A 13795-nucleotide genomic window follows, 5' to 3' on the forward strand; every position below is an offset into this window, starting at 1 on the left:
CCACTCGGGCGAACACGCGAGTTCTACTCCTCGTGGGCGCACGGTGACAGCCAGGCGATGTCCCGCCACAACGATTTATTCTCTGGAGCCCCCGAGTGAGCAAGCGCACCTTCCAGCCGAACAACCGCCGTCGTGCCAAGACCCACGGCTTCCGTCTCCGGATGCGTACCCGTGCCGGGCGCGCCATCCTCGCGAACCGTCGTGGCAAGGGCCGCGCCGCCCTTTCCGCGTAACTGACGGGCGGATCGTGACGTCGTGCTGTCTCCCGAGAATCGGCTGAGGCGGCGCGAGGACTTCGCGAGCGCGGTACGTCGGGGCCGTCGGGCTGGTCGCCCGCTCCTCGTCGTACACCTACGTACAAGCGGTGCAACGGACCCGCACGAGTCGGGGGAGATCGATCCCTCGACGCGTGCGGGTTTCGTCGTCAGCAAAGCCGTCGGCGGCGCCGTCGTACGCAACCGGGTCAAGCGCCGTTTGCGCCATCTCGTCCGCGAGCGGCTGTCCCAGCTGCCCGCAGGTAGCCTGGTGGTGGTACGGGCTCTGCCCGGAGCGGGTGATGCCGGTCTCGACGAGCTGGCCCGGGACCTGGATGCCGCCTTGCTGCGGCTCTTGGGAGGCGTGGCTCGATGAAGTACCCGCTGCTCGCATTGATCAAGCTGTACCAGTGGACGATCAGTCCGCTGCTCGGGCCGGTGTGCCGCTACTACCCCTCGTGCTCGCACTACGGGTACACGGCCATCGACCGGCATGGTGCGGTGAAGGGGACGGTCCTGACCGGCTGGCGGATCCTGCGGTGCAATCCGTGGTCGCCGGGCGGTGTGGATCACGTCCCACCCCGTAAACGCCCGCGTTGGCACGAGCAGCTGCGCAGTGCGTTGCGTCGATCTCGCAATGCTCAAGGAGCCTGATTAGTGGACACGATTGCCAGTCTGTTCAGCTTTATTACCACGCCCGTCTCGTGGATCATCGTTCAGTTCCACAAGGTGTACGGGTCGATGTTCGGCGCGGACAGTGGTTGGGCCTGGGGCCTCTCCATCGTCTCCCTGGTGATCTTGATCCGCATCTGTCTGATCCCGCTCTTCGTGAAGCAGATCAAGGCGACGCGCGGCATGCAGGCGATCCAGCCGAAGATGAAGGCGATCCAGGAGCGCTACAAGAACGACAAGCAGCGCCAGTCCGAAGAGATGATGAAGCTGTACAAGGAGACGGGTACCAACCCGCTCTCCTCGTGCCTTCCCATCCTGGCGCAGTCCCCGTTCTTCTTCGCGCTCTACCACGTGCTCGCCGGCATCGCGAACGGCAAGCCGATCGGCGAGATCGACGGCGCGCTGCTGGAGAGCGCCCGTAACGCGCACATCTTCGGTGCTCCGCTGGCTTCCAAGTTCACGGACAGCGCGGACAAGGTCGCCGCTCTGGGCGCCTCGATCACCGACGTGCGCGTGGTCACCGCCATCATGATCGTTCTGATGTCGCTGTCGCAGTTCTACACGCAGCGCCAGCTGATGCAGAAGAACGTCGACCTCTCGGTCAAGACGCCCTTCATGCAGCAGCAGAAGATGCTGATGTACGTCTTCCCCCTGATCTTCGCCGTCATGGGCATCAACTTCCCCGTCGGCGTCCTCGTCTACTGGATGACCACGAACCTGTGGACCATGGGTCAGCAGATGTACGTGATCAACCAGAACCCGACCCCCGGAAGCAAGGCCCAGGACCAGTACCTGACCCGCCTGCTGAAGCACGTCGCCACCCACGGCGCGATCAAGGGCCGGAGCAAGAAGAAGATCGTCGCGGCGATCGTGGCCAAGGGCCCGGACCGCAACGACAACGAGCGCAAGTTCATCACCGCACTGACCAAGCAGGGCATGGCCGCCCAGGCGGACGGCTCGGTGACGAAGAGCGTCGAGGCGACCGTCGACGCGGATGCGGCCGGTGGCGGTCTGCAGAAGCGGCAGCAGCCCAAGCGGCAGAGCAAGTCGCAGCGTCAGACGCCCCCCAGCAAGCCCTCTTCCAAGAAGTAAGAAGGAGCCCCTCCCGTGACGGAAGGCACCACCACCGCCGCCGCTGAGGGTGGCGACACCCTGACCCGCCTCGAGCAGGAGGGCGAGATCGCGGCCGACTACCTCGAGGGTCTGCTGGACATCGCCGACCTGGACGGCGACATCGACATGGACGTCGAGGCGGACCGCGCCTCGGTCTCCATCGTCAGCGACTCCGCGCGCGACCTGCAGAAGCTCGTGGGCCGCGAGGGTGAAGTGCTGGAGGCCCTCCAGGAGCTCACCCGCCTCGCCGTGCACCGGGAGACCGGGGACCGCAGCCGGCTGATGCTGGACATCGGCGGGTTCCGGGCGAAGAAGCGCGCGGAGCTGGCGGTGCTCGGTGCCAAGGCCGCGGACGACGTGAAGGCGTCGGGCGAGCCCCTGAAGCTGGCTCCGATGACCCCCTTCGAGCGGAAGGTCGTCCACGACGCCGTGGCGGCCGCCGGTCTGCGGAGCGAGTCCGAGGGCGAGGAGCCGCAGCGCTTCGTCGTCGTGCTCCCGGCCTGACCGGAAGCGTGAGTGTTCGGCCCCGTCTGTATCGCAGGCGGGGCCGATGTTTGTCAGCCTGGCAGTGACGACGTGGTTTTTCACACCATGCGGTACGGAAGGACGGTCCCCGTGACGGAGGCAGCTGAGCTTCCCCTGACGCCTGAAGAAGCGCCCCCGGCGCCCGAAGAGGCGCGTGCGGTATTCGGCGAACATTTCCCGGAAGCCGTGCGGTACGCGGAGCTGCTGGCGGACGCGGGAGTCAAGCGGGGCCTCATCGGGCCGCGTGAGGTACCGCGGCTGTGGGAGCGGCACCTGCTGAACTGCGCCGTGCTCTCGGAGGTCGTGCCCGAGGGCGTGACCGTCTGCGACGTGGGTTCGGGCGCCGGTCTGCCCGGCATTCCGCTGGCGCTGGTCCGCCGGGACCTGAAGATCACGCTGCTGGAGCCGCTGCTGCGCCGCACGAACTTCCTTCAGGAAGTCGTGGAGATGCTGGGGCTCGACCATGTGACGGTCGTGCGGGGGCGGGCCGAGGAGGTCCTCGGAAAGCTCCAGCCGGTGCACGTGGTGACGGCTCGGGCCGTCGCTCCGCTGGACCGGCTCGCTGGTTGGGGCGTGCCCCTGCTGCGCCCGTACGGCGAAATGCTGGCACTGAAGGGCGATACCGCCGAGGAGGAGCTGATCGCGGCGAAGTCCGCGCTCACCAAGCTCGGTGTGGTGAAGACCTCGGTGCTGCACGTCGGTGAGGGGATCGTGGATCCGCTCTCGACCGTGGTGCGGGTCGAGGTCGGCGAGAGCCCGGGAGGCGTGAGGTTCGCGGCGAAGCGGGCCAAGGCGGCCCGGGTGAGCCGTACGCGTCGGCGCCGCTGACCCCTGACGCTCCATTCGGAGTGTCGTAGGGGCCGGATGACTCCGTCCGGGCATCGTGTTTCACGTGAAACGTCGCTCTCTGCTGCACGGAATCATCAGCCGCGGTCGTGCGGCTGCGTCCCCCCGTCACCGCAAGGACGAAGGGGGGACGGAGTTGTCCACAACGGTGGATTCATCCACAGGAGTACGGGCCCCGCTGGTTCGCGCCCGCGGCGACATGGCAGGCTCTGTTCATCGCGAGCCTGATGCCGAGGAGAGTGACACCGTGCGGTCAGACGCCAACCTCGCGGGGCCGATGGCCGATCCGGTCCCCGGTCCCCGCTCTGAATCGCCGGGTGAGGATGTTTCACGTGAAACATCGGCCCCGCCGCTTGTAGACAACGAAGACACGCCCATCGGCCGTGCCGCCCAGATCGCGGTGGAGGCCCTGGGACGTGCGAGCGAGGGCCTGCCCCGCCCCGCGCAGACCCGGATCATGGTGGTGGCCAACCAGAAGGGCGGCGTGGGAAAGACCACGTCGACCGTGAATCTGGCCGCTTCCCTGGCCCTGCACGGTGCGCGCGTCCTGGTCGTGGATCTCGACCCCCAGGGCAACGCCTCCACGGCGCTGGGCATCGACCACCACGCGGACGTGCCGTCCATCTACGACGTGCTTGTGGACAGCCGACCGCTGATGGAGGTCGTCCAGCCGGTGGCCGATGTGGAAGGGCTGTTCTGTGCCCCCGCCACGATCGACCTGGCGGGTGCCGAGATCGAGCTGGTCTCCCTCGTGGCACGCGAGAGCCGCCTCCAGCGGGCCATCCAGGCGTACGAGCAGCCGCTCGACTACATCCTGATCGACTGCCCTCCCTCCTTGGGCCTGCTGACGGTGAACGCCCTGGTCGCGGGCGCCGAGGTGCTCATCCCGATCCAGTGCGAGTACTACGCGCTGGAAGGGCTGGGTCAGCTGCTCCGCAACGTCGATCTGGTGCGGGCCCACCTGAACCCCACCCTGCACGTGTCCACCATCCTGCTGACGATGTACGACGGCAGGACCCGGCTGGCTTCGCAGGTGGCGGAGGAGGTGCGCACTCACTTCGGCAAGGAGGTGCTGCGCACGAGCATCCCGCGGTCGGTCCGCATCTCCGAGGCCCCGAGTTACGGCCAGACGGTACTGACCTATGATCCGGGCTCCAGCGGTTCCCTCTCCTATCTGGAGGCGGCGCGGGAGATCGCGCTGCGCGGGGCCGGAATCCAGTACGACCCCCAGCACCCCCATCTGGGTGCGGGAACGAACCACACGCAGAGCATGGCGGAGGGGATCCAGTGAGTGAGCGACGTAGGGGTCTGGGGCGGGGGCTCGGCGCGCTGATTCCCGCGGCTCCGCAGGAGAAGACGCCCCCGGTGATCGGTTCCGGTTCGACGTCCCCGTCGGCCGTGCCGGTGCTGAACTCCGAGCGGGGAATCGCCGCGGCGAAGCTGGCCGCGCTGGCGCAGGCCGATGTTTCACGTGAAACATCGGCGGCGTTCCCGGCGGCGGGCGAGCCGGAGCGGGCCGCGGCCCCGGAGATCGGGGAAGTGGCGGGAGCGACGTTCGCGGAGCTTCCGATGGACTCGATCACGCCGAACCCGCGCCAGCCGCGAGAGGTGTTCGACGAGGACGCACTGGCCGAGCTGGTGACCTCCATCCAGGAGGTGGGCCTGCTCCAACCGGTGGTGGTTCGCCAGGCGGCCCCGGGTCGCTACGAGCTGATCATGGGCGAGCGGCGTTGGCGGGCGTGCCGGGAGGCCGGCCTGCCGCGCATCCCGGCGATCATCCGCGCTACGGACGACGAGAAGCTGCTGCTGGACGCGCTGTTGGAGAACCTGCACCGGGCTCAGCTGAACCCGCTGGAAGAGGCGGCCGCGTACGACCAGCTCCTCCAGGACTTCAAGTGCACGCACGATCAGCTGGCGGACCGGATCGGGCGTTCGCGTCCGCAGGTCTCGAACACGCTGCGCCTGCTGAAGCTGTCTCCGTCCGTGCAGCGGCGGGTGGCGGCGGGCGTGCTGTCGGCCGGCCATGCGCGGGCCCTGCTCTCGGTGGACGACTCCGAGGTGCAGGACCGGCTGGCGCATCGGATCGTGGCCGAGGGGCTCTCCGTGCGCGCGGTCGAGGAGATCGTCTCCCTGATGGGGGCGGAAACGGCCGGCGCGGTGAAGCCCAAGGGCCCGAGGGCGGGCGCCCGGGTCTCCCCGGCGCTCAGCGAGCTCGCGACGCGGCTGTCGGACCGGTTCGAAACGCGGGTGAAGGTGGACCTGGGTCAGAAGCGCGGCAAGATCACCGTCGAGTTCGCCTCGATGGAGGACCTGGAGCGGATTCTGGGCACGCTGGCGCCGGGCGAGGGCCGGGTGCTGGACCAGGGACTCTCCGGGGAGTAGCCCACGGTCGAGTCGAGGGGCGGGTCGTGCCGGTGAGAACCGGTGCGGCCCGCCCCTTTGCCTTGCTGCGGTTTCGGGTGATTCGAGCTGTGGATACGATGCGGTCATGGGTCGTCGGCTGGTACCGCTCACGCTGGACAACCTTCAGGACCTGCCCCGGCGTTGCCGGTCCTGCGTCTTCTGGGAGCTGGACCCCGTCAGCGGCGGGGCCGCGGTGAAGGCGGGCAACGCCGCCCAGGAGAAGGAGGCGTGGATCTCCGCCGTCCTGCTGGAGTGGGGCTCGTGCGGACGCCTGGTCTATGTGGACGAGGTCCCCGTGGGATTCGTTCTGTACGCTCCGCCGGCGTACGTGGCCCGGGCGACCGCGTTTCCCACCAGCCCGGTCTCCCCGGACGCCGTACAGCTGATCACCGCGTGGATCATGCCGGGGTACCAGGGGCAGGGGCTTGGACGGGTGATGGTCCAGACGGTGGCGAAGGACCTGCTGCGCAGGGGGTTCCGGGCGATCGAGGCCTTCGGGGACGCCCGCTGGGACGGCCCGGCCTGTCTGCTGCCCGCGGACCATCTGCTGGCCGTGGGCTTCAAGACCGTACGGCCGCATCCCGTGCACCCGCGGCTGAGGTTGGAGCTGCGCTCCACACTGTCGTGGAAGGAAGACGTGGAACTCGCCCTGGACCGGCTGCTGGGCGCCGCGCGCAAGGAGCCGGCCCTGCGTCCGCTCTGAGGGAGGTCACGGAAGCGCCAAACGGGGCCGCTCCCTCAGGAGCGACCCCGTTTCACGTGAAACATCGGTCCGTCAGACGGCCTTGGGAGCCTGGATGAAGCCCTCGAGGTCACGCAGGATCGCGGCCTTCGGCTTGGCGCCGACGATGGTCTTGGCGACCTCGCCGCCCTGGTAGACGTTCAGCGTCGGGATGGACATGACGCCGTACTTGGCAGCCGTGGCCGGGTTCTCGTCGATGTTGAGCTTGACGATCTCGATCTGGTCCCCGTACTCGGCCGCGATGGCCTCGAGGGAGGGAGCGATCTGGCGGCACGGACCGCACCAGGCGGCCCAGAAGTCCACGAGGACGGGCTTGTCGCTCCCGAGGACCTGGGTGTCGAAGTCTGCGTCGGTCACGTTCTTGAGGGTGCCGGCCACAACGGGCTCCTTCTCTTCCTGCGTCGAGTGGGGTGTGGTGCTGCTTGCGGGTGTCAGACCGTCGCGTGCGCCTTCTCGGCGTCCGCGAGGGCGGCGAGGAAGCGCTCGGCGTCGAGGGCCGCGGAACAACCGGTGCCCGCGGCGGTGATGGCCTGGCGGTAGGTGTGGTCGACGACGTCGCCCGCGCCGAACACACCGGTGAGGCTGGTGCGGGTGGAGGGGGCGTCGACCTTGAGGTAGCCCTCTGCGTCGAGGTCCAGCTGGTCCTTGAAGAGCTCGGTGCGCGGGTCGTGGCCGACGGCGATGAAGAGGCCGGTCACGGGCAGCTCGGAGGTCTCACCGGTCTTGGTGTTGCGCAGGGTGAGACCGGAGAGCTTCTGGTCACCGTGGATCGCGGCGACCTCGCTGTCCCAGGCGAACTTGATCTTCGGGTCGGCGAAGGCGCGGTCCTGCATGGCCTTGGAGGCGCGCAGGGTGTCGCGGCGGTGGACGATCGTGACGGACTTGGCGAAGCGCGAGAGGAAGGTGGCCTCCTCGATCGCGGTGTCGCCGCCGCCGACCACGACGATGTCGTGGTCCTTGAAGAAGAAGCCGTCGCAGGTGGCGCACCAGGAGACGCCGCGGCCGGACAGGGCGTCCTCGTTGGGCAGGCCGAGCTTGCGGTGCTGGGAGCCCGTGGTGACGATCACGGCCTTGGCGCGGTGGACCGTGCCGGCGGTGTCGGTCACGGTCTTGATCTCACCGGTGAGGTCCACGGCCACGATGTCGTCCGGAACCAGCTCGGCGCCGAAGCGCTCGGCCTGGCCGCGCATGTTGTCCATGAGGTCCGGCCCCATGATCCCGTCCTGGAAACCGGGGAAGTTCTCGACCTCCGTGGTGTTCATCAGCGCACCACCAGCGGTGACGGCGCCTTCGAAGACCAGGGGCTTGAGCGAAGCGCGTGCGGTGTACAGGGCGGCGGTGTAACCGGCCGGCCCGGAGCCGATGATGATCACGTTTCGTACGTCGCTCACGGGTTACTTCCTCGTCTCTACGGACTGCCTGCTGCCTACCGGGGGGCCGGTGTGGACTCTCACCCCACCCAACGGATCCTACGGCGCCCGCATTCCCGAGCCGTCCCTCCGGTTCCCGAGCGGCTCAGCCCCGGGGGTAGGTGCTGGTCAGCAGGGGCTTTCCGGCAGGGGTCCCCGGGAGGGCGACGCAGGCGGAGCCGATGAGATAGGCGTCCACGGAGGCCGGGTCACCGGGGTGCGGCAGGACGAGGAGGAAGACATCGGAGCCCTCGTACGTCCCCCGTTCGAAGGCCAGGGGGCTCTCGGTGCGGCCGGCGGCCTCCTGGACGCAGGCCGGTACCCCCGGTGCGTCGCGCTCGCCCGGGGCGAGGTCCGGCGCGGCCGGAGAGCCGCTCTCCAGCCCGAACGTGTTGTTCTGCTCCCCCGGGTCCTTCTTCTGCTGGCCGGCGGAGGCGAGGAGTTCCCGGACATTGCCCGGGAGCCCCTGAGCCGTGTACGCGTGCTCCCCGGAACGGGCCCGGGCGCTGGCCACGTCGCCGCGGGCGGACATGTCCTGCCCGTGCTGCGGGCCGGACAGCACGTTGACCAGCAGGACGCCGACGGCGCAGGCGGCGAGCAGGCCGCCCGCGAGGGCGATGCGGCGGCGGGCGCGACGCCGGCCGGGGCCGGTTGGGCCGGCCGGGTGACCGGAGGGTCGCGGGGCGCTGGTTTCGGTGGGCGGGGCGGACGGTGTTTCACGTGAAACACCGGTGCCCGCTTCCCCCTCGGACGGACCGGACCGACGGGCGGGCCCGGCCGCGTCGGCCGGGGTGGTGGCGTCCAGGAGTGCTTCGGCGGCCAGGGCCGCGTCGATCCGGCCGGAGATGTCGGCCGGCATCCGGGCGGGCCCGGGGAGCGTCCCGAGCAGGGCCCGGATCTCGTCCAGGGAGTCGCGTACGTCGGCGCAGAGGGCGCAGGCGCCGAGATGGCCGCGGACCTCCGCGGTGCGGGCCGGGGAGAGGAGGCCTTCCGTCAGCTCGGAGATCTCCGAGACGTCGGGGTGCCGGATCGTGCCGGTCGTGGGGCTCACGCTCGTCCACCTCCGCCCTTCACTGCGTTCGGATCCGGGGACGTGCCCCCGCGGTCTGCCGTCGGTGGGACGGTTGTCCCCGGTGTCCGGTTCCTTCCCCGCTCGATGTCGGTGTTATCCCCGCTCTGCGTGCGCAGATGAGTGAGGAGCGGGGCGAGCTTCGCCCGGCCACGGGCGCAGCGGCTCTTCACCGTGCCGACGGGGACGCCGAGCACGAGGGCGGCCTCGGCCACGGGGTAGCCCTGCATGTCGACGAGGACCAGCGCCGCCCGCTGCTCGGCCGGGAGGGTGCTCAGGGCGGCCAGGAGCTGGCGGTGGAGGTCCCGGCGCTCCGCCGGGGCCTCGGCGGACTCGTGGGGCTCCAGGAGGCGCTCCAGGCGGTCCGTATCGTCCAGGGGCGCCGTCCTGCGGGAGGCGGCCTTGCGGGCCCGGTCCAGGCAGGCGTTCACGGTGATGCGGTGGAGCCAGGTGGTGACGGCTGATTCGCCGCGGAAGGTGTGTGCGGCGCGGTAGGCGGAGACGAGTGCGTCCTGCACGGCGTCGGCGGCCTCCTCGCGGTCGCCGAGGGTGCGCAGGGCCACCGCCCACAGCCGGTCGCGGTGCCGTCGGACGAGCTCACCGAAGGCATCCGGATCTCCGGCGGCGTGCAGCGACAGGAGTTCCTGGTCGCTGCGGCCGCCGGGCGTGGCTTCGTTCAACGGTGGGCCCCTCCCCTGCTGTCCGTCAGCCCGTGAACTTCACGTCCGTGATGGCCTGCTTGTACCCGGGCCCGCTGAACGCATCGACGCCCACGTACGGCATCGCGGTGATCCAGACGAGGACGTACCGGGTCTTGACCGGCTTGTCGGCGGTCAGATTGAGGGTGCTGTCCGAGGTCTTGGCCGTGGCGATCTTCGGCATGGAGCCGATCTTGCCCGCCGGGGACAGGGAATCGGTCGCGTACAGCGTGACGGTGGAGTGGTCGCCGGCGTACCTCAGCGCTATCGAGGCGGCCTTGACCTCCTGTTCGGAGCCGAGGTCGTAGACGATGCCGACACCGGCCTTGTAGTCCGCCTTCATCTCGGGTCCGTCGCGGAAGGACTTGGTGCGCCAGTACGTGCTGGCGTCCCCGTCGAAGGTGTTCTTGACGCCTTCGGGGTCCTGCTCCTTGTCGTCCAGCGAGAACTCGCGGGCGCCCGCGACGGGGTGGAGGACCGGCTCCGTCTCCACCGGTGCTTCGTCGCCCTTGCCGTGCGGGGTCTGGTTGCTGCCGTTGCTCCCCTGGCTGCCGCGCTCCAGCAGGGTGTCGGCCAGCTGCCAGCTGCCCAGGCCGAGGGCGGCGATCAGCAGGGCCGCGACACCCCACTTGAGAGCCCGGCCCGTACGGCTCTGCAGCGGCGGCGGGGGGACGACGGCCATCGTCTGCGCCGTGGGCATGCCGGGAGGCGTGGGCCGTCCGTAGCTGCCCTGCTGGTAGGTCGTGTGCTGGTATTCCGGAGGCGCGGTGAAGGTGGGCTCCGGCGGCCGGATGCGGGGCATCGCCGCGACGGCCTTCGACAGCTCTTCCGGGGTGGTGCAGGCGGGTTCCTGACGGGAGGCGGTGGCCCCGTCGTTGGCGAGGGCGCGCATGGCCAGCTCGCCCAGTCCGCGGTGCACGCCCGCGCGGACCTGGTCGGGGGCGACCAGGCCGACGCCCTTGGGCAGGCCGGTGAGGCCGTAGGCGTCGTTCTCGTACGGCCAGCGCTGGGTGAGGGCGGCGTAGAGCAGGGCGCCGATCGCCTCGGTGTCCGCGCGCTGCGGGGTGTCGCTGGTGATGCCGCGCAGCGCGGCGTTCACGGCGAGGCCGCGGATCCGGTACTGGCCCGTGGAGGTGCGCAGTATGGCGCTCGGGGTCAGCCGCAGGTGCGCCAGGCCCTCGCGGTGCGCGGCGGTCATGGCCTGGGAGACCTGGCTGACGAGCTGGTAGGCCTCGTGCGGCTCCATGGGGCCGGCCGCGAGGATCGCGGTGAGCTCGGTGGCGTCGGGTAGCCATTCGTGGACGACGTAGACGAGGTCGTTCTCCTCCACGGCGTCGAGGACCTGGACGAACCGGGGGTCGCCGAGCAGGGCGGAGGAGCGGGCGGCGGCCAGTACGGCGCGGGCCCGTGCGTGGTCGGCGGGCAGCAGGTGGACCCCCACGGCCCGGCGCAGCTTCTCGTCCATCGCGCGCCAGCTGCTGAATCCGTCCAGACGGGTGACGCACTCTTCGAGTCGGTAGCGCCTGGCGAGCTTGTGGCCGCTGTGGAGTTCGGGCGCGGCCGCGGGCGCCGCGGTTCTGCGGTCGCCGTCCTTTTCGGGCACGGCTCCGTCCGCGGCTTGTCCGTCCTGGGTCTTCTCCAGTCCGTCGGCCGTGGCCTTGGCCGCCTCAGCAGCCGACGGCTCGTCGCCGCCGTTGTCGGCCACGTCGACGGCGGCCGTGCTACGTTCCGCCACCGTCGTCCCCGCCTCCCCATCCGTTGCGCGCTGTCTGCCAGTCTGCGAAGCCATGCCAATTGTGCCCACAGTCCGGCGCTCTGCACGACACGCCAAAAAGACGGGGCGGTCCGTCCGCGGGTGCGCGCATCAGCGGCCCAGGCGTCCGCGGACCATCCCGACCATGGCGTTGAGCTCTTCGATGCGCATCCGCTTGGCGGCGACGAGGAACACCGCGGCCAGGGCGATGCCGCCCGCCACCAGGGCGGCGAGGGAGCCGAGCGCCCCGTTGCCGAGGAAGCGCAGGACCGCGAAGGCGACCGCTCCGGCCACCACGGCGGCGGGGACGCAGGCCCCGATGAGCCGGGTGTACGTGCGCATCACGTGCGCCCCGTCCAGGTCGCCGCCGAGCCGGGTGCGCAGCCGGCGCCAGGCGACGCCGACGCCGACGACGTAGCCGAGACCGTAGGCGGCGGCCATGCCCACGACGGCCCAGCGGGCCGGGAGGACGAGGAAGGCCAGGGTGGAGACGCCCGCGTTGACGGCGGCGACGATGACCGTGTTGTAGAAGGGCGTCCGGGTGTCCTCGTAGGCGTAGAAGCCGCGCAGGACGACGTACTGGACGGAGTACGGGATCAGTCCGAGGCCGAAGGCCATCAGGATGAAACCGATGTTCTGCGCGCTCTGCGCGCCGGAGCCGGCGTAGAGGAGGCCGGAGATCGGGACGCCCAGGGCGAGGAACGCGAAGGCGCAGGGCACGATCGCGACGGCCGAGGTGCGCAGCCCGTAGGAGATGTCGTCGCGGACGGCGGCGGCGTCGCCGTCGTGGGCGGAGCGGGAGATGCGCGGCAGGACGGCGGTCATGACGGAGACGGTGATGATGGCCTGCGGCATCTGCCAGAGCAGCAGGGCGTAGTTGTAGCCGGTGATGCCGGTACCGCCGTGGCCCTGCTTGTCGGCGACTTCGCCGGCCCAGGTGGCGAGCTGCGTGACGACGATGAGGCCGAGCTGGTTGGCGAGGACGAAGAAGAACGTCCACTTGGCCAGGCCGGCGGCCTTGCCGAGGCCGTGTCCCTTCCAGTCGAACCGCAGGCGCGGCTTGAAGCCGGCGTCGCGCAGGTAGGGAACCATCGCCAGGGACTGGACGACGAGGCCCAGCAGCGTGCCCAGGCCGAGCAGGCGGACGCCGTCGGGGGTGATGCCGGCCTCGGTGACGCCGGTGGTGGTGAAGCCGCCGAATGCCCAGATGAAGGCACCGAAGGTGGCGATGACGACGATGTTGTTGAGGACGGGGGTCCACATCATCGCGCCGAACCGGCCGCGGGCGTTGAGGATCTGACCGAGGACCACGTGCACGCCCATGAAGAACATGGTGGGCAGGCAGTAGTGGGCGAAGGCGACGGCCACGTCCAGGCGCTGCGGGTCGTCGGCGATCTTCTGCGACATCATGCCGATGAACAGCGGCGCGGCGAGCACGCAGATGACGGTGACGGCGCCCAGCAGGACCATGACGAGGGTCAGCAGACGGTTGGCGTAAGCCTCTCCGCCGTCCTTGTCGTTCTTCATCGCGCGCACCAGCTGCGGGATGAAGACCGCGTTGAGGGCGCCGCCGCCGACCAGGACGTAGATCATCGTCGGCAGGGTGTTGGCGACCTGGTAGCTGTCGTTGAGGGTGGCGACGCCGATGGCGCCCGCGATCACCAGGGTCCGCAGGAACCCGGTGATGCGGGAGACGATCGTGCCGGCGGCCATCAGGGCGCTGGACTTGAGCAGGCTGGAAGCGCGGCCGGCGGGCTTGCTGGGGGCGGGGGCCGCCACGGGGGCGTCCTCCGCGGGGGTGCGGGGCGCCGCCTCCTGGTCCCGGTAGAGGTGCGCGAAGGCGTCGGGCTGGGGCTCCTGGTCGGCGGCCTTGGTGACGAGCGAGTCCACGCCGACGAACTGGGTGGTGGTGGCGCGGTCGCCGTAGGGCAGGTGCCGGGAGGGGCCGTCCGGCTCGGGCGGCGGGGTCTGCGCCCAGACCCGCGGGTCCGGGGCGTAGGAGGGGGCCTGCGGGGCCGCGTACAGCGGGCCGGGCTCCTGGTAGGTGCCGGGCGGTGGCGGGGGGTGTGAGGCCCGGTCGTAGAGGACTTCGGCCACCGGGTCCTGGGCGGACAGGTCCTGCGCCCGGTACGGGTCGTAGGCGTAGGCGTCCTGGACATACGGGTCGTGGTCCGGCGCGGGCGCGGGTGCGGGAACCTGCCCCGGCACCGGGGCGCCGGGAGCAGTGCCCTGGGAGGGCGCGGGCCCACCAGTGCCCTGCGCGCGGTCACCTTCGTACGGCGCGTTCATCGAAACCCCACCTCATCGTCCC

The 13795-nt window shown here is 70.3% G+C and carries 15 protein-coding genes; 9 read left to right on the forward strand and 6 right to left on the reverse strand.

What is annotated here, in order from left to right:
* Window positions 1-95: 95 nt before the first annotated feature.
* The 9 genes from rpmH (at window position 96) to J7E97_RS00400 (ending at window position 6516) form a co-directional block, all read left to right on the forward strand.
* The gene (rpmH, locus tag J7E97_RS00360) at window positions 96-233 is read left to right on the forward strand and encodes a 50S ribosomal protein L34 (RefSeq protein WP_008741645.1); all 138 of its coding nucleotides are present in this window, start codon (window positions 96-98) and stop codon (window positions 231-233) included.
* A gap of 22 nt (window positions 234-255) precedes the next feature.
* Window positions 256-630 (forward strand): ribonuclease P protein component, encoded by a 375-nt coding sequence (rnpA, locus tag J7E97_RS00365; protein ID WP_215021224.1) that lies wholly within the window; start codon window positions 256-258, stop codon window positions 628-630.
* Complete coding sequence (yidD, locus tag J7E97_RS00370; RefSeq protein ID WP_215021225.1) at window positions 627-908, forward strand: membrane protein insertion efficiency factor YidD; 282 nt, start codon at window positions 627-629, stop codon at window positions 906-908. The genes rnpA and yidD overlap by 4 nt, the downstream gene beginning before the upstream one ends.
* Before the next feature lie 3 nt (window positions 909-911).
* The gene (yidC, locus tag J7E97_RS00375; RefSeq protein WP_215021226.1) at window positions 912-2018 is read left to right on the forward strand and encodes a membrane protein insertase YidC; all 1107 of its coding nucleotides are present in this window, start codon (window positions 912-914) and stop codon (window positions 2016-2018) included.
* Window positions 2019-2033: 15 nt separating this feature from the next.
* Window positions 2034-2543 carry a R3H domain-containing nucleic acid-binding protein gene (locus J7E97_RS00380; RefSeq protein WP_215021227.1) on the forward strand — a complete coding sequence of 170 codons (510 nt, stop codon included), beginning with the start codon at window positions 2034-2036 and terminating at the stop codon, window positions 2541-2543.
* An 87-nt stretch (window positions 2544-2630) separates the two neighbouring features.
* On the forward strand, window positions 2631-3392 hold the full coding sequence (rsmG, locus tag J7E97_RS00385; protein ID WP_215021228.1) for a 16S rRNA (guanine(527)-N(7))-methyltransferase RsmG: 762 nt from the start codon (window positions 2631-2633) through the stop codon (window positions 3390-3392).
* A gap of 217 nt (window positions 3393-3609) precedes the next feature.
* A complete protein-coding gene (locus tag J7E97_RS00390) occupies window positions 3610-4701 on the forward strand; it encodes a ParA family protein (RefSeq protein ID WP_215021229.1) in 1092 nt (363 codons plus the stop codon).
* Window positions 4698-5792, forward strand: coding sequence for a ParB/RepB/Spo0J family partition protein (locus J7E97_RS00395; RefSeq protein ID WP_215021230.1), 1095 nt, complete (start codon window positions 4698-4700; stop codon window positions 5790-5792). The genes J7E97_RS00390 and J7E97_RS00395 overlap by 4 nt, the downstream gene beginning before the upstream one ends.
* 106 nt (window positions 5793-5898) lie before the next feature.
* Window positions 5899-6516, forward strand: coding sequence for a GNAT family N-acetyltransferase (locus tag J7E97_RS00400; protein ID WP_215021231.1), 618 nt, complete (start codon window positions 5899-5901; stop codon window positions 6514-6516).
* Window positions 6517-6588: 72 nt separating this feature from the next.
* Here J7E97_RS00400 and trxA read toward each other — a convergent pair whose 3' ends face one another.
* The 6 genes from trxA to murJ all read right to left on the reverse strand — a co-directional run bounded on the left by trxA (window position 6589) and on the right by murJ (window position 13773).
* Window positions 6589-6933 (reverse strand): thioredoxin, encoded by a 345-nt coding sequence (trxA, locus tag J7E97_RS00405; protein ID WP_215021232.1) that lies wholly within the window; start codon window positions 6931-6933, stop codon window positions 6589-6591.
* Window positions 6934-6986: 53 nt separating this feature from the next.
* Complete coding sequence (gene trxB / locus J7E97_RS00410; protein ID WP_215021233.1) at window positions 6987-7946, reverse strand: thioredoxin-disulfide reductase; 960 nt, start codon at window positions 7944-7946, stop codon at window positions 6987-6989.
* Window positions 7947-8070: 124 nt separating this feature from the next.
* Window positions 8071-9015, reverse strand: a complete 945-nt coding sequence (locus J7E97_RS00415) for a hypothetical protein (RefSeq protein ID WP_215021234.1) — start codon at window positions 9013-9015, stop codon at window positions 8071-8073.
* Window positions 9012-9713: an RNA polymerase sigma factor SigM gene (gene sigM, locus J7E97_RS00420; protein WP_215021235.1), complete on the reverse strand. Its 702-nt coding sequence runs from the start codon at window positions 9711-9713 to the stop codon at window positions 9012-9014. The genes J7E97_RS00415 and sigM overlap by 4 nt, the downstream gene beginning before the upstream one ends.
* 25 nt (window positions 9714-9738) lie before the next feature.
* A complete protein-coding gene (locus tag J7E97_RS00425) occupies window positions 9739-11466 on the reverse strand; it encodes a protein kinase family protein (protein WP_215021236.1) in 1728 nt (575 codons plus the stop codon).
* 129 nt (window positions 11467-11595) lie between these two features.
* Window positions 11596-13773, reverse strand: coding sequence for a murein biosynthesis integral membrane protein MurJ (gene murJ / locus J7E97_RS00430; RefSeq protein ID WP_215021237.1), 2178 nt, complete (start codon window positions 13771-13773; stop codon window positions 11596-11598).
* Between the last annotated feature and the right edge of the window lie 22 nt (window positions 13774-13795).

The organism is Streptomyces sp. ISL-66 (genome assembly GCF_018614135.1).
In the GTDB taxonomy this organism is placed as follows: Bacteria; Actinomycetota; Actinomycetes; order Streptomycetales; family Streptomycetaceae; genus Streptomyces.

Coding starts and splice junctions, on each gene's coding strand:
- yidD (WP_215021225.1), top strand. CDS start 627: ATGAAGTACCCGCTGCTCGCATTGATCAAGCTGTACCAGTGGACGATC.
- rsmG (WP_215021228.1), top strand. CDS start 2,631: ATGCGGTACGGAAGGACGGTCCCCGTGACGGAGGCAGCTGAGCTTCCC.
- J7E97_RS00390 (WP_215021229.1), top strand. CDS start 3,610: ATGGCAGGCTCTGTTCATCGCGAGCCTGATGCCGAGGAGAGTGACACC.
- J7E97_RS00400 (WP_215021231.1), top strand. CDS start 5,899: ATGGGTCGTCGGCTGGTACCGCTCACGCTGGACAACCTTCAGGACCTG.
- murJ (WP_215021237.1), bottom strand. CDS start 13,773: ATGAACGCGCCGTACGAAGGTGACCGCGCGCAGGGCACTGGTGGGCCC.